This is a genomic window from Candidatus Limnocylindrales bacterium (genome assembly GCA_035571835.1).
Lineage (GTDB): Bacteria > Desulfobacterota > Binatia > UBA1149 > CAITLU01 > DATNBU01.
Genome location: DATNBU010000017.1, coordinates 19,400 through 36,732 on the forward strand (window position 1 = coordinate 19,400; position 17,333 = coordinate 36,732).

Annotated in this window: 20 protein-coding genes; 11 read left to right on the plus strand and 9 right to left on the minus strand. The window is 65.9% G+C overall.

The genetic code is table 11. The annotated features are described in order from the left end of the window. The first annotated feature begins 127 nt into the window (after positions 1-127). Entirely contained in the window at positions 128-760 is a 633-nt protein-coding gene (locus VN634_06850) for a nitroreductase family protein (GenBank protein ID HXC50580.1), read from the plus strand. Positions 761-786: 26 nt separating this feature from the next. On the opposite strand, the gene VN634_06855 is transcribed toward VN634_06850, so the two are convergent. Together VN634_06855 and VN634_06860 are read right to left on the minus strand one after the other, a co-directional pair. Then, entirely contained in the window at positions 787-1,701 is a 915-nt protein-coding gene (locus VN634_06855) for a glutathione S-transferase family protein (GenBank protein ID HXC50581.1), read from the minus strand. Positions 1,702-1,773: 72 nt separating this feature from the next. Next, positions 1,774-2,616, minus strand: a complete 843-nt coding sequence (locus VN634_06860; protein ID HXC50582.1) for an AraC family transcriptional regulator — start codon at positions 2,614-2,616, stop codon at positions 1,774-1,776. 225 nt (positions 2,617-2,841) lie between these two features. Between VN634_06860 and rpsP the strand changes: the two genes are divergently transcribed. The 6 genes from rpsP to rplS all read left to right on the plus strand — a co-directional run bounded on the left by rpsP (position 2,842) and on the right by rplS (position 5,778). Continuing rightward, the gene (rpsP, locus tag VN634_06865) at positions 2,842-3,090 is read left to right on the plus strand and encodes a 30S ribosomal protein S16 (GenBank protein ID HXC50583.1); all 249 of its coding nucleotides are present in this window, start codon (positions 2,842-2,844) and stop codon (positions 3,088-3,090) included. 200 nt (positions 3,091-3,290) lie between these two features. Further along, positions 3,291-3,488: a KH domain-containing protein gene (locus VN634_06870; protein HXC50584.1), complete on the plus strand. Its 198-nt coding sequence runs from the start codon at positions 3,291-3,293 to the stop codon at positions 3,486-3,488. Between the two features lie 18 nt (positions 3,489-3,506). Continuing rightward, positions 3,507-4,067: a ribosome maturation factor RimM gene (gene rimM / locus VN634_06875; GenBank protein HXC50585.1), complete on the plus strand. Its 561-nt coding sequence runs from the start codon at positions 3,507-3,509 to the stop codon at positions 4,065-4,067. Continuing rightward, complete coding sequence (gene trmD, locus VN634_06880) at positions 4,064-4,756, plus strand: tRNA (guanosine(37)-N1)-methyltransferase TrmD (GenBank protein ID HXC50586.1); 693 nt, start codon at positions 4,064-4,066, stop codon at positions 4,754-4,756. Before rimM ends, trmD begins: the two co-directional genes overlap by 4 nt. A gap of 5 nt (positions 4,757-4,761) precedes the next feature. Beyond that, positions 4,762-5,391, plus strand: coding sequence for an RNA methyltransferase (locus VN634_06885; protein HXC50587.1), 630 nt, complete (start codon positions 4,762-4,764; stop codon positions 5,389-5,391). A gap of 33 nt (positions 5,392-5,424) precedes the next feature. After that, on the plus strand, positions 5,425-5,778 hold the full coding sequence (gene rplS / locus VN634_06890) for a 50S ribosomal protein L19 (protein ID HXC50588.1): 354 nt from the start codon (positions 5,425-5,427) through the stop codon (positions 5,776-5,778). Positions 5,779-5,901: 123 nt separating this feature from the next. Here the strand turns inward: rplS and VN634_06895 are convergent, their stop codons facing one another. Continuing rightward, a complete protein-coding gene (locus VN634_06895) occupies positions 5,902-7,653 on the minus strand; it encodes a class I adenylate-forming enzyme family protein (protein ID HXC50589.1) in 1,752 nt (583 codons plus the stop codon). Positions 7,654-7,761: 108 nt separating this feature from the next. On the opposite strand from VN634_06895, the gene VN634_06900 reads away from it, so the two are divergent. Both VN634_06900 and VN634_06905 read left to right on the plus strand, forming a co-directional pair. Continuing rightward, on the plus strand, positions 7,762-9,195 hold the full coding sequence (locus VN634_06900) for an amidase (GenBank protein HXC50590.1): 1,434 nt from the start codon (positions 7,762-7,764) through the stop codon (positions 9,193-9,195). 156 nt (positions 9,196-9,351) lie between these two features. Then, on the plus strand, positions 9,352-10,731 hold the full coding sequence (locus VN634_06905; protein HXC50591.1) for a sialate O-acetylesterase: 1,380 nt from the start codon (positions 9,352-9,354) through the stop codon (positions 10,729-10,731). Between the two features lie 73 nt (positions 10,732-10,804). On the opposite strand, the gene VN634_06910 is transcribed toward VN634_06905, so the two are convergent. Continuing rightward, the gene (locus VN634_06910) at positions 10,805-11,752 is read right to left on the minus strand and encodes a hypothetical protein (GenBank protein HXC50592.1); all 948 of its coding nucleotides are present in this window, start codon (positions 11,750-11,752) and stop codon (positions 10,805-10,807) included. Between the two features lie 253 nt (positions 11,753-12,005). Then, complete coding sequence (locus VN634_06915; protein HXC50593.1) at positions 12,006-12,566, minus strand: hypothetical protein; 561 nt, start codon at positions 12,564-12,566, stop codon at positions 12,006-12,008. 106 nt (positions 12,567-12,672) lie between these two features. On the opposite strand from VN634_06915, the gene VN634_06920 reads away from it, so the two are divergent. Beyond that, positions 12,673-13,023, plus strand: coding sequence for a helix-turn-helix domain-containing protein (locus VN634_06920; protein ID HXC50594.1), 351 nt, complete (start codon positions 12,673-12,675; stop codon positions 13,021-13,023). Between the two features lie 151 nt (positions 13,024-13,174). Then, positions 13,175-13,510, plus strand: a complete 336-nt coding sequence (locus tag VN634_06925; GenBank protein HXC50595.1) for a hypothetical protein — start codon at positions 13,175-13,177, stop codon at positions 13,508-13,510. Positions 13,511-13,518: 8 nt separating this feature from the next. Here VN634_06925 and VN634_06930 read toward each other — a convergent pair whose 3' ends face one another. Genes VN634_06930 through VN634_06945 form a run of 4 tightly spaced genes read right to left on the minus strand, consistent with a single transcriptional unit; the run spans position 13,519 to position 17,333 of the window. Continuing rightward, entirely contained in the window at positions 13,519-14,526 is a 1,008-nt protein-coding gene (locus tag VN634_06930; protein ID HXC50596.1) for a dipeptide ABC transporter ATP-binding protein, read from the minus strand. Further along, complete coding sequence (locus VN634_06935) at positions 14,523-15,527, minus strand: ABC transporter ATP-binding protein (GenBank protein HXC50597.1); 1,005 nt, start codon at positions 15,525-15,527, stop codon at positions 14,523-14,525. The genes VN634_06930 and VN634_06935 overlap by 4 nt, the downstream gene beginning before the upstream one ends. Positions 15,528-15,532: 5 nt before the next feature. After that, on the minus strand, positions 15,533-16,357 hold the full coding sequence (locus VN634_06940; protein ID HXC50598.1) for an ABC transporter permease: 825 nt from the start codon (positions 16,355-16,357) through the stop codon (positions 15,533-15,535). Between the two features lies 1 nt (position 16,358). Further along, positions 16,359-17,333: an ABC transporter permease gene (locus tag VN634_06945; GenBank protein HXC50599.1), complete on the minus strand. Its 975-nt coding sequence runs from the start codon at positions 17,331-17,333 to the stop codon at positions 16,359-16,361.

Here is a 17,333-nt window from a genome sequence, read left to right on the forward strand (position 1 = left end):
CCGGTCACTACTTACAGCAATGACAGTTACATCGATGTCAGCCCGTCGCCCGCATTTTTTCCACGCCTGGGGGTGGCCGTCGGCGGAGACGATTGCGGCCGGGCCGCGCGCCGACTATCGGCCGAGCATGGATTTCCGAGAGGCCATCGAAACCACAGGGACCTGCCGCTTCTTCCGCCCGGATCCGGTTCCCGAGGATGTCTTGAAACGGGTGCTCGATGCCGCGCGCTACGCGCCGACGGGCGGCAACCGCCAGGGAGTTCGGTTCGTCGCAGTTCGCGACGACGCCAAGCGGCGCGCGCTCGCCGGCCTCTACCTGCCGCTGTGGCAGCAGTATGCGTCGCGGGCTGTCGTCAAACCCGGCGCGCCGCTTCCGCGGCTTCTCGAAAATGCCGACCACATGGCCAAGCACCTTCACGAAGTGCCGGTGCTGGTCGTCGTCTGCGCGCAGACGGCCGACCTGATGGCGACCGATCGTCATCTCGATCGCGTATCGGTCGTTGCCGGAGCGTCGATTTATCCGTCGGTGCAGAACTTCCTGCTCGCTGCACGCACCGAAGGTCTCGGCACCGCGCTGACTACGCTGCTGTGCGCCGTCGAGCCCAAAGTGAAGGAGCTGCTCGCGATACCCGACTACGTTGCGACCGCGGCCATGGTGCCGCTCGGATATCCGGCCCGCGACTTTCCGAAGAAGCTCTCGCGGCGACCGATCGAAGAGCTCGTCTTCGCAGATACGTACGGCGAGCGACTGTTCAAGTAGCCCGCCGTACTCCGTTCGTTGAATCGTCACGCCGCCTTCGCGATCACGTAGCCCGATCGCGGAAAGTGCACCGCGATTTCGCCGACCACGGGATCGCTGCGCCGGATCGCGATCTCCTCGCCGGTGACGCGCGCGACGACTCCCTCGACCTTCTCGACTCCGATGTCGTCGGCGCGGATCGAGACCGTATCGCCGACCTCGATTCCATCGAGCTTCCTGCCTTCGATCGGAGCCAGATCGGCCGGCGTCGCGGTGCGCGCGATTTCGAGCGCCGCCGACGGCTCCATTGCCTCGGAGTCGCCGGCGCCGAACGCCGCGATCCTGTCGACCCAGCTCGCGAGCGCGCGCCGCTCGCTGACCGCCTCGAACAGATGCGGAATGTGCCGCATGAACCAGAGCGGGTGGTAACAGGCCGCGTCCGCCAGCGTGAACTCGTCACCGATGAGGAACGACTTCCCGCTGAGCCGGCAGTCGAGCTGATCGAGCGAAAGCAGCGCCTGCGAGCGTGTATGCGGCGCCATCGCGAGCAGGTTCTGCTTCGACAGCATCGGCGACATCTTCGCCCGGTCTTCGAGGATGTCGGCCGGGAGCACCGGCAGCAGCTCGGCGATCACCGACGGAACGACCTGTCCGGTGAAGCGGTGATCGGCCCAGTCCTCGAGCATGCCGATCTCGCCCCAGCGGTCTTCGGGAATGCAGGCCGGATCCGGATGAAGCTGCTCGATGCGGCGCGCGATGCACGCGGTGTCGCAGTAGATGTCCGCGCCCACCTGCATCACCGGAATCTTGCGGTAACCGCCGGTCAGCGGCGCAAGGTCGGGCTTCGGAAGCATGTTCGGCTGCGCGACCGAGCGCCACGGAACGTTCTTGTACGCGAGCAGGCAGCGGATCTTCTCGGCGAACAGCGAGATCGGGTAGTGGTGAAGGATGATGTCGTGCATGGGACCTCCATATTGCTCGGCCTCACGGCCTCGCGAGTTCGCGTTCGGCCTCACGGCCTCACGAGTTAGAGGTCAGCGTACGGCGAATTCGGCGAGGCGATCTTGGAGAATCTTGCGGTCGCCGCGGGCGGCCTTGCGGAAAGCTTTCGGAGACACTCCGGCCGCGCGGCCGAACGTGCGGACGAAGTTCGACAGGTCACCGAAGCCGACTTCGTACGCGATGTCGGTGATCGGGCGATCCTCGTCCGCGAGCAGCCGGGCCGCACGGCGAAGCCGCGAGCGTACGAGATACTGGTGCGGCGTGACGCCGAGCACCGACGAGAACAGTCGAAGAAAATGAAACGGGCTCAGCTCGGCGCCCGCTGCCGCAGTCTCGAGATCGATGTCTTCGCCGGAATGATCGTCGATCCAGATCGCGGCTTCGACCGCGCGGCGACGGTCGCGCGCGACCGGATCGCCGACCGAGCGCTCGGTCGCGAGCCGCACGAAACGCGCCGCCAGCAGCATACCGGCCTCATCGATGCCGACGTCGCTGGTTCCGCCGACCGCCGACTGCGCGAGCTCGCCAAGCACCATCAGCTCCGCGAGCGGAGGCAGGCAACCAACGCGCCATGCCCGGGTGTCATCGTCGATCTCCGCAGCGGCTTCGGGCGTGAGATGGAACGAAAGGCACTCGTCGCCCTGGACGTGATCGTGCGTGCAGAGGAACTCGTCGCCCGGATGTCCGACGAGGAACGAACCGGCAACGAGATCGTGCCGGCGCCCTTGCGAGAGATAGCCGAAGCTGCCCCGCCGCACGTAGGCAATCGAGAAGCCGTGGTGGATTTCGACGAACGACGGATCGTGCGGTCCGAGCTCGCAGCGGTAGTCCTGTACCGACAGCGAAGGACTTTCGAGCACTCGCGTCACGGCCATGACGCGGCGACGTTAGCGCCTGGGAGGGCGTCGAACAATCCGGGAATCCACGAGTTTGTGGTGCTTGGGCCGCGGTGCGCGGTGCAGCTGCCACCTCATCGCTGCCGGCCAATGGCCACTGCCCCTCAACCGCTGGCCTGCCGACGGAGGCCCCGGCCGGTTGCCTCCGGCCGCCCTCCGTGGTCAAACTCCCCGATTCCGATTCCGAGGAGCACCGTAGAGAGCATGTCCGTCAAGATCCGCCTCAGCCGACACGGCAGCAAGAAAAGGCCCTTTTACCGGGTCGTGGTCGCCGACGAGCGCGCGCCGCGCGACGGCCGCAGCATCGTTTCGGTCGGCACTTACGATCCCCTCGTGGAACCGGCGAAGATCAAGCTTGACGCGGAGACAATCGGATCATGGTTGAAGAAGGGAGCGAGGCCGACACCGATCGTGGCGAAGTTGATGAAGCAGGCGGGAATCCCGTCGGCGTAAGCAACGCGCCCGCTGCATCGGGCGAAGCGCCCGTTCAGTTGTCCGAAGCGCCCGTTCAGTTGTCCGAAGCGCTCGTTCAGTTGCCCGAAGCGCCCGTTCAGTTGTCCGAAACGCCCGTTTCGTCGTCCGAAGCACCCGCCACCTCGGGCGAAGCCCCGGCCTTCCTGTTCGATCTCGTCGATTTCCTGACCAGAAATCTCGTGCTTCATCCCGAAGCCGTCGAGGTCAAGCAGAACTCCGCCGAGCATGCGACCAGCTTCGAGCTCCACGTCCACAAGGAAGACCTCGGGCGCGTGATCGGCAAGCAGGGCCGCACGGCCAAGTCCTTGCGAACGATCCTCAACGCGGCCGCCTCGCGTCTCCAGCACAAGGCCTCTCTCGAAATCATCGAGGAGTAAGGCCACGGCCGGCGCACCATGCCTGCGGCCGCAGCAAAATCCCCCGTCACGCTCGGTTACGTCTCGAGGCCCAACGGCCTTCAGGGCGCCGTCGTCGTGCACAGCGATCCGTCGATGACGGGGATGTTCGCCAAAGGGCTCGAGGTCGAGCTCCGGCCACGCAGCGGCACGGTACTGCGGACGACAGTTCGCAGCGCGTCCCATGTGAAGGACGGCGTGCGCGTCACGTTCGACCGCGTCGCCGATCGCGACGCCGCCGAAGCGCTCGTCGGTGCGACGATCGTCGTCGAACGCAACGCGCTCGGCGAGATGCGCGAAGGCGAATACCTGGACACCGACCTCGTCGGCCTCGAAGTCCGGGCGCACGACAACCGCGCTCTTGGGCGGCTCGTGGAAGTGATCGCGACGGGCGCCAACGACGTGTACGTAGTCGCTGCGGCCGACGGTTCGGAGATCCTGATTCCGGCAACCGCGAACGCCGAGATTGAAGTCGACCTTGCGGCCGGGCGCATGACCGTGGCGGCCGAAGCGCTCGAATATGGAGCGCCCCCGCAGAAGAACGACGAAGAATCGCGATGATCGCGTTCGACGTCCTGACGCTGTTTCCCGAATTCATCGAGGCGGGCGCGCGCCTCGGCGTGCTCGGCCGTGCGGCAGAATCCGGTCTGCTCGCCGTCCGCGCGCATCAGCTTCGCAACTACACCGGCGGCAGCCCGCATCCGGTCGACGATTCGCCGTACGGCGGTGGTCCCGGAATGGTGATGCGTCCAGAGCCGATCTATGCGGCGGTCGAAGACATCACGGCACGCTTCTCTCCGCAGCGGCGCGTCCTGCTCACTCCGCAGGGAGCGCCGTTCACGCAGGCCGTTGCGGCGCGCCTCGCGGCGGCCGGCGAATCGATGCTGCTGTTCTGCGGTCGTTACGAAGGCGTCGACGAACGCGTGCGCCCGCTGTTCGATGAAGAGATCTCGATCGGCGACTACGTGCTGACCGGCGGCGAGCTCGGCGCGCTGGTCGTGATCGACGCGGTCGCGCGGCTGGTCCCGGGCGTGCTCGGCAGCGCGGATTCGCCGGCGGCCGAAAGCTTCAGCGATCCGGCGCTGCTCGAGTATCCGCAGTACACGCGGCCGGCCGAGTTTCGCGGCATGGGCGTGCCGAGCGTGCTGACGTCGGGCAATCACGCGGCGATCGACCGCTGGCGGCGCGAGCAGGCGCTCGAACGCACGGCCGCGCGCCGGCCGGACCTCGCTTCAAAAAAGCGGGACTGACGGCCATGCCGGATCTTCTCGTCGCGATCGTGCACTACCCCGTCTACGACAAGCACGGCGACGTGGTGACGAGCGCGGTCACCAACATCGACGTTCCCGACATCGCGCGAAGCTGCCGCACATACGGTGTTTCCGGCTTCTACGTGGTGACGCCCGTGCAGGCGCATCGCGCGCTGATCTCGCGCGTGATGCAGCACTGGGAAGCCGAGGAGCAGCGCGACTACAATCCGAGCCGCAACGAAGCGCTCTCGCTGCTGCGCCTCGAGTCCGATCTCGAAGGCGTCGGCATCGACGTCGAACGCCGCTACGGCTCGCTTCCGCGCATGTTTGCGACGAGCGCGAAGCGACACGCCTCGGCGACGAGCTTCGAGGACATGCGGAGAATGCTCGAGAGCGACGGTCCGCCGTGGCTCATGCTGCTCGGCACGGGCTCCGGCCTTGCGCGCGAAGTCCTCGAGCGCTGCGAAGCGATTCTCGAGCCGATCGACGGATATCGCGGCCCCGACGCTGGAGTTTCCGGTGCCGGTGCGGTCGATTCCGGGGGTGGGACCGCTGCCGGTTCGCCCGAGTACAACCATCTGTCGGTCCGGGCCGCGGCCGCCGTTCTCCTTGACCGCCTTCGATGTCCGCGGTAAACCCCGCGCTTCCGCCTTTTCAAGGAGCCTCCCGTGGACGTCATCAAAGCCCTGAATACCGAGCAACTTCGTAGCGATATCCCCGAATTCCGTCCGGGCGACACCCTCCGCGTGCATGGCATCATCGTCGAGGGCGACAAGGAACGAATCCAGGTTTTCGAGGGAGTCTGCATCCGACGTCAAGGCGGCGGCCCGGCGGCCACCTTCACCGTCCGCAAGAGCTCGTACGGCGTCGGCGTGGAACGAACGTTTCCGATTCACTCGCCGCGCATCGACAAGATCGAAGTGAAAAGCCGCGGCGAAGTGCGTCGCAGCCGCCTTTACTACTTGCGCGATCTTTCGGGCAAGGCTGCCCGCATCAAGGAGCGCAAGAGCGTCGTTTCCTGACCTGATCGCTGCGACCAGGCGATCAGCGTTCTGAAACGAGCGGCGCCGGGAGAAATCCCGGCGCCGCTTTTTTTTGATTCGCCGGCAGCCGCACGAGCGCGCGCACCGCCCGGCCCGGCGCGGTCACGCTGTGAAGATCGACTTGAGCTCCTTCTTCACGATCTTGCCGTTGGCGTTGCGCGGCAGCGTCTCCGGCAGGAACACGATCCTCACCGGCACCTTGAACGCGGCGAGGCGCTGCGCGACGAAATGCCGCAGCTCGTCTTCAGTCGCATTGGCGCCCGGCTTGAGGTGCACGGCGGCAACCGGCTCCTCGCCGAGCGTGCGATGGGGCACGCCGATCACGGCGGCGTCCATCACCGCCGGATGATCGTACAGCGCGTTCTCGACCTCGACACAGTAGATGTTCTCACCGCCGCGAATCAGCATGTCCTTGGCGCGATCGACGATGTAGACGAAACCTTCCTCGTCGATCTTCGCGAGATCGCCGGTCTTCACCCAGCCGTCGACGAACGTCTCGGCCGTAGCTATGGAGTTCTGCCAGTAGCCGCGCACCACGATCGGTCCGCGATACCAGAGCTCGCCGACTTCTCCCGCCGGCAGCGTCTCGCCTTTCGCACCGACGATCTTCGCTTCGCCGGTCGGCGGCACCACGCCGCAGCTCATCGGCTTGCGCTCGTAGTCCTCGGCGAAATTGCTGGTCGCGGTGGCCGAGGTTTCGGTCATGCCCCAGCCCTGCCCCGGCTTGAGGCCGGGAAAGCGCTCCTTCAGACGGCGCACCAGCTCGGGCGCCGACGGCGCGCCGCCGTACGAGATGGTCTCGAGTGACGACAGGTCGAACTCGTCGAAGCGAGGGTGCTCGATGATCTGCCACGCGATCGTCGGTACGCCGCCCGCGGTGTTGATCTTCTCGCGCTCGATCAGCTCGAGGGCCTGATCCGCGTTCCAGCGGCGCTGCAGCACGAGCTTGGTGCCGCCCATCATCGCCGGGATCATCACCGCGAAGCATCCGGTGGCATGGAAGAACGGCACCGACAGCAGCGTCGCTTTCTGCGGCGCGGCGGGATCCGGCGCCGGCAGCTTTTCGCCGCGACGCACGAACGAGCGCGCCTGCGCGCACAGCGCGTTGTAGAAATTCGAGATGATGTTGCGATGCGTGATGATCGCGCCTTTCGGCTTTCCGGTCGTGCCCGACGTGTAGAAGATCGCCGCGTCGTCGTCCGGCGCGATCGCGACCTGAGGCGGCTCGATCGGCGAAAGCGATGCCCACGAGTCCGGCGCGCCGATGACGTCCTCGAGGCGCGCGACGCGCGGATCCGCAATCTCGTTGGTCGAGCGGCTCACATAGATTCGCGTAAGGCTCGGGCAGCGGTCCACGTGCTCGCGCACGCGTTCCCAGCGCTCCGCATCCATGAGCGCGATTTTCGACCCGGAGTCGCAAAGACCGTATTCGAGCTCCGGCCCGGTCCACCACGCGTTCAGCGGCGTGACGATCGCGCCGATTACCGACGCCGCCCAGAACGCCACCGACCATTCGGGAACGTTGCGCATGATGATCGCAACGCGGTCGCCCTTCTTTACGCCGTCAGCCACAAGGCGCGCGGCCAGATGGCCGACCGCGGCGCGATGCGCATCGAACGTCACGCGCTCGTCTTCGAGCACGATGTACGTGCGCGCGCCGAACGGCCGGTTGACGTCGTGGACTTCCTTCAGCGTCGGCGGAGCATTCTTCCACGTACGGATGCGAACGCCGCGGATCTCGCGTTCCTCGATCTCGAACGGCGAGCCCGCTGCGGACACCAGCAGCTGGTGGGCCTGCACGATCGACATTGCGGGAAAACCGGGCGGCAAGGCGGGCGACTGGGAAGTCGTCATGATCGTCTCCTCTCGAACGAAATGGTCGGCGGTGCGATCCTCGCAGAGATTCCGCGATCGGGCGAGCAACCGCTTCTTCGTCGCAGCGAATCGACTAGTATGCCCGCCATGACGACGCCCGGGAATTCGAGCCACCGCGTTTCGGCCTTCGCCGACGATGCCCTCGGCAGCGATGATGCCGTGGAGATCCGACGGCGCCTCGCTGCCGGCGAGGTGAGTTGCACGCAGATCGTCAGCGCCGCCATCGAACGTGCACGCGCCGCCGGTCCGGCCCTGAATGCCATTGCGCACGAAAGATTCGACCGTGCGCTGGAAGAAGCCCGCGGCAACAACCACGGCGCCTTCGGAGGCATCCCGACTTTCGTCAAGGATACCGATGCAGTCGAAGGTTTGCCGTTGCGCATGGGCAGCCATGCGTTGCCGGATGCACCGCAGCCCAAGTCGTCCCAGTTCGTGAAGCAGCTGCTGGGCACCGGGCTGATCTGTCTCGGCAAGACCACGCTGCCGGAGCTCGGCCTGACCGCCACCACCGAATCGCTCGCGTACGGACCGACGTGCAACCCGTGGAACACCGCTCATTCGACGGGCGGTTCTTCCGGCGGCTCGGCGGCGCTGGTGGCTGCGGGGGTGGTTCCGCTTGCGCACGCCAACGACGGCGGAGGCTCGATTCGAATACCCGCTTCCTGTTGCGGCCTGGTCGGCCTCAAGCCGTCGCGCGCGCGGCTCGTCGGCGCGGACGGCGGCAGGCTGTTTCCGATCGACATCATCTCGCAGGGAGTCGTCACGAGATCGGTGCGCGACACCGCAGCGTTTCTTGCCGCAGCCGAACAGGTCAAGCCTTCGCGCCGCTACGCACCGGTCGGCATGGTCGAAGGAGCAGGCGGCAAAGGACTTCGCATCGCGTGCTTCACCGACTCGGCGCACGGCGTGGAAAGTCACCCCGACTGCACGCGAGCCGTCGTCGAGACGGCCGAGCTTTGCGAATCCCTCGGTCACCACGTCGACCGGATCCGCTGCCCGTACGATGAACACGTCGTCGACGACTTCTTCGCGTACTGGGGCTTTGCGCCGTTCGGGCTCGGCCTCGTCGGGCGCTGGGTATTCGGCCCGGGCTACGATCATTCGCGCATCGATGCGTGGAGCCACGGCCTGGCCGAACAGTTTCGCCGCAACATCTGGCGCATGCCCGGCGTGCTGCGGCGGCTGCGCAGTTTTGCGCAGCGCTACGACGCATTCTTTGCGCGCTACGATGTCCTGCTTTCTCCGACGCTGGCCGAGCCGCCGATGCCGCTCGGCTACATCAGCCCCGACATTCCGTTCGCGACGGCCGTCGAACGGGTCATGCGTTATGCGGCATTCACTCCGGTGCAGAACCTGAGCGGCGGCGCGGCGATCTCGCTGCCACTCGGCAGAAGCGCGGACGATCTGCCGATCGGCGTGCAACTCGGCGGCGATCGCGGCTCGGAGCGAAGGCTGCTCGAGCTGGCCTATGCGCTCGAGGAAGCGCGGCCGTGGCCGACGCTCGCCGGGAATTCGCACTGACATTTCGAAATCGGGGACAGACACTGATTTTGCGAATCGGTGTCTGTCCCCGATTGGCCGACGCGAAGCCGTTCACCACCCCACAGGACGGCGCAATCGGGCCTGTCCCGGCAGAAAGGCTCTGGCAACCAGACAGCAGCTGGTCGATGCTGGCCGATGATGCCGCGCACAAGCTCGACAAGACGGTTGCTGCTTCTTGCGGCTCTGCTGCTGGCAGCACCCGCGCATGCCGACGTGAGCATGACGACCGACGTCGAGTGGGGAGCCCCTACCCCGCTATTCAGCAACGGCATGATCCTTCAGCGCGAGATGACGGTGCCGATCTTCGGAAAAGCCGACGCCGGCGAGTCGGTCACCGTCACGTTCAACGGCCAGCAGAAGTCCACGGTCACCGGAGCCGACGGCAGATGGCGCATCGACCTCGATCCCATGGTGGCCGGTGGTCCGCTCACGATGACGGTCACCGGAAACAACACGATCGTCATTTCCGACGTCCGCATCGGTGAGGTCTGGATTGCCGGCGGCCAGTCGAACATGCGAAGGCTGCCGGTCGAGCGCAGCGTGCTCGACGCGCATCCGACAGTGCGCACGCTGATCCGCACCGGATGGAACGATCAGCCGGGCATCAATCCGTATAAATTCGCGCTCGATCTCGAAGAGAGCCTCGGGGTTCCGATCGGCATCCTGAATCTGGCCGTGAGCGGCTCGAGCGTTGCGTCGTGGCTCGGCACGACTGGTGCGACCGATCCGGATCCCGCCGTCCAGCCGTACCTCATCGACGACTGGGGCATCAACTATCGCCGGCTCGTCAAGCCGCTTCAGCCGTTCCGCTTTCGCGGCGTCATCTGGTGGCAGGGCGAGGAAGACGCGCGCCATCCGCAGCGGCATCGCACGCTGTATCCCGCGGTGATCCGCTCATGGCGCGCGGAATGGGGCAACGGAGACTTTCCGTGGATCTCGATGCAGGTCCCGACCGGCCGCGGACTGCGCGCGGACCGCTCGGTCAGTGCGCTGCCTTCCAACGCATCGGCGTCCGACAAGGACTCGTTCATTCGCCAGACCTACGTTCGCGCGCTCGCCGAGTTTCCGTACACGAGCTTCGCGTCGTCGCTCGATCTCAAGGGCGGCACCCATCCGCCGGACACCGATGCGTACTCGACCCGCCTGTTCTACCAGGCTCTCGCGCTCGTCTACGGCGAAAGCTTTCTTTACTCGGGCCCGCTGTTTTCCTCGATGGAGATCGAAGGCAGCACGATCCGGATCCATTATCGCAATGATACCGACGACGGCCTCACCGCGCAGGGCGGCGGCCCGATCCAGGGTTTTGCGATCACCGGCGACAACGTGACGTGGCACTGGGCCGATGTCGCGGTCGACGGCAACGACATCGTGCTGTCGAGCGCGAGCGTCGCGAGCCCGGTGGCCGCGCGCTACGCGTGGGGCAATCGACCGACGTGGGCGAATCTCGTCAACGCAGCGGGTCTCGCTGCGGCGGCGTTCAGCACGGAGGTCACGCCGGGAGAATACGGGCCGTAAGCCGGCGCGATCGCCGCCGACGAATCGTCAGCAGCGATCGCACCCCTTCGTCGACCAGGCTCGCTAGAACCGGCTAAGCGCAGAAATTCTCCGAGACCAGCGTGAACGGTACCGTGGTCTCGCCGCTGCAGAGATCGCACGTGTTGGCGGGGCTGCACGCGTACGACAGGCTCATCACGTAATCGCCATCCCACTGGCACGCACCCGTCGACTTGAAGAACGCCTCGTGCCGGCAGCGATAGTCGCCGCCGCTCGGCGCGCAGGTCGAGCTGGTCGATTCGAGAACGATGCCGGTCGCCGAGGTCGTGACATCGGTTGGAGTGAGCTGGAACGGCGACGCCGTGACCGTGACGATCTCGACTTCGAGATGCGGGACGTCGTTGCTGTCGATCGTGGTGATCTGCTTTGTGATTGCCGCACGCAGGTTCGGACCGTGCATACAGCTCGTGGTCGCGCCGTCCATGCCGAAAACGATCTTTTTGAGCCCTTTGTCGTCGCAGTCGGACATCAGGCTGGCAGCGCTTTCGTCCGATTCGATGTGGGCGGTCACCGTAGCGCCGGCGAACGACCCGGCGGTGATCGTACCGGTCAGGTCGAGAGTCTGGTTGCCGTCCAATGCGACGCTGCCGGGCTGCAGCGAGAACGTTGCCGTCGAGGGGTTCAACTTCGGCGAACCCTTTGCGACTTTCCATTTGAACGTCAGAGCGAGGTCGCTCGATGTCGCGCCGTCGAAGCTCGTGCAGGTGTTGGTCGCGGTGGTGCCGGCGCCCTTCGCCTTGAAGTTCACGATCGACGAGCCGTCACCGGTGCCGCCGCTGCATGCACCGGAGCTCGCTACCTTGAGTTTCACGATGCCCGCCACGCTTCCATCCGTGACGAGCGCCGGCTTCAGATCGATCTTGCCGAGTGACGGACAGGTCGGAATCGAACCGCCGCCGTCGATTCCTGCGGCCTGCGCAAATGCAGGCAGCAGTACGGTCATCGCGTATAGTACGCCGTGTGCAAAAACTGCTCTTCTCATGCGATCCTCCCCTGGACGCGTTTTACACGAAGCATCGTCCGCGCGGTGTTAGTTGCGCGGCGTGCTCCACGCCGTTTTCTTGCGGAGCATGTTCCGCCGTTTTGCGGAACATGCTCAGCGCCGTGTCGATGAGCGGAGGCTTTTGGCACGCGAGCGAACGACGTTGCAACTCTCGACGCGGTCCGTTCGCAGTTTTTTTTCGCACCCCTTCGTCGTGGGGAGAAACGCGGATCGAAAACGCAGCTGCGCCGCGTCAGACAGAAGGAAATCGCGCGCCGAACGGCTCGGGCGCGAGCCGCAACGCATTCGTCGCAAACGAAATCACGTGGTACAGCCCCGCAAGCACGACCAGCTCGATGAGCTGTTCGTGCGTGAATTCGCGCGCCATCTCGTTCCACAGTGAATCGTCGACCGTCGCCGACGCGTGCAGCTCGTCGCACATGCGCAGCAGCAGCTTCTCGCGCTCGCTGAACACCGTCGCAGCCGGATCCTCGCTGCAGATCCCGGCGATCTCCTGTTCGCCGAATCCGACGCGCGCGCCGAAGAACGCAACGTGCACGCCCCACTCGTACTCCGAGCGGCATCGCCACGTGGTGCGGTCGATCACGATCTCGCGCTCGCGCAGCGTGATGCTGCCGCGGTCGAGCAGGCCTCCGGCCATCACGCGCGAGAACACGCGCTCGTTGACGGCGAGCGTGCGGAACAGGAGCAGCGGCTCTATGCCTTCCGGCATGATGCGGCGGAACCAGTCTTCGGCCTGGGCGGAATAGGGCGGTTCCACGGGGGCGATTCTCGGAACGGATGCTGTGCTCATCGGCTTCTCCTTGCGCGCGAAAGGCTGGCTCCAGCTGCCGGCGCCGTGCTATGTATTCCGTAGCAGAGTAGCGCTATGTTTTCCATAGCGCAAGGGACGAGGACGAATGGCCAGATCATCCACGACCAGCCCAGGCACGTCCGCGACGCGAACCGTGCGCGGCTCGCGCACCGGCCGCCCCGTGATGGCGCTGCTCGACCTGCTCGGTCGCCGCTGGACGATGCGCGTGCTGTGGGAGCTCCGCAGCGGCCGTCAGACCTTTCGTGCACTGCAGGAAGCCTGCGACGGCATCAGTCCGGCGGTTCTCAACCAGCGGCTGCGCGAGCTGCGCGACGCTCGCCTCGTCGATCTTGCCGACGGCGCCGGTTACGGGCTGACATCTCTCGGCACCGAGCTTCTCGAGAAGTTCTCTCCGATCGTCGGCTGGGCGGAGAAATGGGCGAAGCGAAAAAGCTGACGGTGTTGCTGTGAAGCGCTCGCCGGGGCACTCTCGCCGGGTCCGGATGGCCCCGTCGACGTACGACTACCCGAATCGTCCGGTTTTTCGTGAGCGGCCCGAGTCCGGGCGATCGATGTCAGAAGCGAACGTGTCAGAAAAGGAAAGCCAGATGCGAACCCGTACTCGAACAATTTCCGCATGGTCGGTGTTCGCCTTGTCGGCCGGCGCGATCGTTGCCGTATCGATCACCGGGTGCTCGATGAAGATGCCGCACGACTACATGGACGAGAAGCCAGGCCTCGGCGACGTCCGCGTGCTCGGCCCGAAGGGGCAGAAGTGCTACGACTTCTGCGCGACGTCGCATGCGAACTGCGACGAGATGTGCCCGCGCACGTCGAACCACGAAGACTACGATTGCGCCGACGATTGCCTGTCCGACTCGAAGGTCTGCCTCGAGGACTGCCCGGAGCTGCAGAGACCGCTCCCGCGAACGCCGAAGAAGTAACGGCGCGGCTAGGGCTGCACCGCGTCGAGCAGATGGCACGCGGCCTTGTGCCCGTCGCGATCGACGAGCGCCGGCACCTCGACGCGGCAGCGATCGAATGCGTACGGGCAGCGCGGATGGAACACGCATCCGCTCGGAGGATCGACCGGGCTCGGCACGTCGCCGCCGAGCACGATCCGCTGCTTTCGCGTTGCGCCGTCGACCGTCGGCACGGCCGACAGCAGCGCCTGCGTGTAGGGATGCTGCGGCGCCGCATAGATGCGCGCCGACGGTGCCGTCTCCACCACGCGTCCGAGATACATGACCGCCATGTCGTGGCTGATGTGCTCGACCACGCGCAGATCGTGCGAGATGAACGCGAACGCGAGGCCGCGCTCCTCCTGCAGATCCATCAGCAGATTGAGGATCTGCGCGCCGATCGAGACGTCGAGCGCCGAGACCGGCTCGTCCGCGACGATGAAGCGCGGCGACAGCGCCAGCGCACGCGCGATGCCGATCCGCTGGCGCTGCCCGCCGCTGAATTCGTGCGGATAGCGATCGTAGGAGTCGGTTCCGAGACCAACGCGGTCGAGCAGATCGCCGACGCGCGCGCGGAGATCGCTTCCGGAGGCGATGCCGTGCGCTTCGAGGCCTTCGCCGACGCTGCGCCCGATCCGCATGCGCGGATTGAGCGACGCGTACGGATCCTGGAACACGATCTGCATGTGGCGGCGCGCGGCGCGAAGCGAGCGCCGATCGAGCGACGCCAGATCGACCCCGTCGAACTCGACGCGTCCCGCCGTCGGCTCGAGAAGACGCAGCAGCAGGCGCCCGAGCGTGGACTTTCCGCAGCCCGATTCGCCGACGATTCCGAGCGTGCGGCCTTCGCGGATCTCGAGATCGACCGCGTCGACCGCCCTCAGCGTGCGTGACTTTCCGAGCGGACCCGAGCTGATGCGGAACTCTTTCGTCAGTCCCACGGCGCGCACCAGCGGCGAGCCGGCTGCCGAAGCATCTGTCGCAATGGCCGCGCTCACGTCGTTCCTCCCGAAGTGTCCGACGTATGGATGGTCACCGGGCACGCCGCGCTGCGGTCGGTGGCGAACGCCTCCAGCGGCGGATCGAAATCCGCGCACGTCGCCAGCGCGAAGTCGCAGCGGTCGCGGAAGCGGCAACCCGACGGCAGCTCGGTCAGGCGCGGAACGTGCCCGCGAATCGTCTCGAGGCGTGCGCGCGTTCCGCCGAGCCGCGGGAGCGAGCGCAGAAGGCCGCGGGTGTACGGATGCTGCGGCGCGCGGAACACTTCGTCGACCGGGCCCTGCTCGACGACACGGCCCGCGTACATCACGAGCACGCGCTCGGCGCGCTCGGCCACCACGCCGAGATCGTGCGTGATCAGCAATAGCGCCATGCCGAGGCGTTCGCGCAGGCCGTCGAGCAGCTCGAGGATCTGCGCCTGGATCGTCACGTCGAGCGCCGTCGTCGGCTCGTCGGCGATCAGCAGCTCCGGCCCGCACGAAAGCGCCATCGCGATCATCACGCGCTGGCGCATGCCGCCGCTCAGCTGATGCGGATACTGGCGCGCGCGCGACTCGGCATCGGGAATCTCGACGAGGTCGAGCATGCGCACGGCCTCCTTCCACGCTTCGGCGCGCGAAACCCTGCGATGGAGCTCGACCGCCTCGGCGATCTGGAATCCGATCGTCAGCACCGGATTGAGCGACGTCATCGGCTCCTGGAAGATCATTCCGATGCGTGCGCCGCGTATCTTGCGCATCTCGCTCTCTGCAAGGGTCGCAAGGTCGACGCCGTCGAGCAGAACCCTGCCGGAATCGATGCGTCCCGCCGGGCCCTGCACCAGACGCATGATCGACAGCGCGGTCACGCTCTTTCCGCAGCCGGATTCACCGACCAGCGCGACGGTCTCGCCTTTGCCGACCGTCAGGCTCACGCCGTCGACCGCACGCACGATGCCGTCCATCGTCCGGAACGAGGTCACCAGGTTCTCGACCTGGAGAAGCGTCGTAGTCCCGTTCAAGATCGTCACCTCGCCTTCAGGCGCGGATCGAGCACGTCGCGCAGGCCTTCGCCGAGAAGGTTGTAGCCGAGAACCGTGATGAGGATCGCGAGGCCCGGATAGACCGAAAGCCACCACGCCACGCCGAGCGTCTGCTTGCCTTCTGTCAGGATATTTCCCCAGCTCGCCGTCGGCGGCTGCACGCCGATACCGAGGAACGACAGCGCGCTCTCGACGAGAATCGCGCCGGCAACGCCGAGTACGGCCGAAACGAAGACCGGCGCCAGCGCGTTCGGCAACGCGTGGCGTACGATGATGCGCACCGGCGACAAGCCGAGCGCCTCGGCGGCGACCATGAAGTCGCGTTCGCGCAGGCTCATGACTTCGGCGCGCACCAGGCGACAGACGCCCATCCACGAGGTCAGGCCGATCACCGCCATGATGTTCCAGATGCTGGCGTCCATGTACGCAATGACCGCGAGGATCAGGAAGAACGTCGGGAACGTCAGCATGACGTCGACGAAGCGCATGACGATCGTATCGACTATTCCGCCGAAGAACCCCGCGATAGCGCCAAGCAGCACGCCGATCGCCGTCGAGATGCCGACGGCCACGAAACCGACCAGCAGCGAGACGCGCGCTCCGAACAGCATCCGGCTGGTGACGTCGCGGCCGAGGCTGTCGGTGCCGAACAGATGCGCCGCGCTCGGGGCTTCGAGCACGTGCTTGGCGTCGAAGTCGTACGGATCCCACGGGGCGATCCACGGCGCGGCAACGGCGAGCACGACCAGCACGATCACGATGATCGCTCCGGCGACGGCAAGCGGATTGGCAAGAAGACGGCGCAGCACTTCAGCGTTTCCTCAGCCGCGGATCGACGGCCACGTAGAGCAGGTCGGCGGCAAGGTTGCCGAGCAGTGTCAGCACCGCGCCGATCATCAGGATCCCCATCACGACCGGATAGTCGCGCGACATGACCCCGGTAAAGAAGAGCCTTCCCATCCCGGGAATGCCGAAGATCGTCTCGGAGATCACCGATCCGCCGATCAGGCCCGGGATCGACAGTCCGAGCAGCGTCACGACCGGCATCAGCGCATTGCGCAGCGCGTGCCGCCTGAGCACCACCCGTTCCTCGAGGCCCTTGGCGCGAGCGGTCTGCACGTAGTCCTGCCGCAGGACCTCGAGCATGCTCGAACGCATGTACCGCGACATCCCGGCAAGGCCCGTCACCGCACCCATCATGACCGGCAGGATCAGGTGTGCGGCGCGATCACCGATTTTTCCGAGCAGCGACATCGAGTCGTAGTCGAGCGATGCGAGGCCCGAGATCGGAAGCAGGTTGAGCTGGGCTCCGAACAGCGTCATCGCGAGCAGCGCGACCCAGAAATCGGGGCTCGCGAATCCGACGAACACCAGCACCGTCGTGATGCGATCACTGGTCGAGTACTGACGTGCGGCCGAATGGATGCCGATCGGAATCGCGATCAACAGGATCAGCGAAATCTCGAGCACGTTGAGCATCAGCGTGATCGGCAGCGCTTCGACGATCTTGTCGAGCACCGGGCGCCGGTCGCGTGAGAAGGACGTGCCGAAATCTCCCTTGACGACTCGGCCGAGCCACAGTCCGTACTGGACGTACAGCGGCTTGTCGAGGCCGTAGTATTTCTCGAGCTGCACCCGGGCTTCGGGACTCGCTTTCGGGTTGAGGTCCGTCATCAGGTCGACCGGGCTTCCGGGAGCGAGCGCCATCACCATGAACGAAACGAACGAGATCCCGAGCAGAAGCGGGATGAATCCGGCAAGACGTTTCGCGAGGTAGCGCAGCAT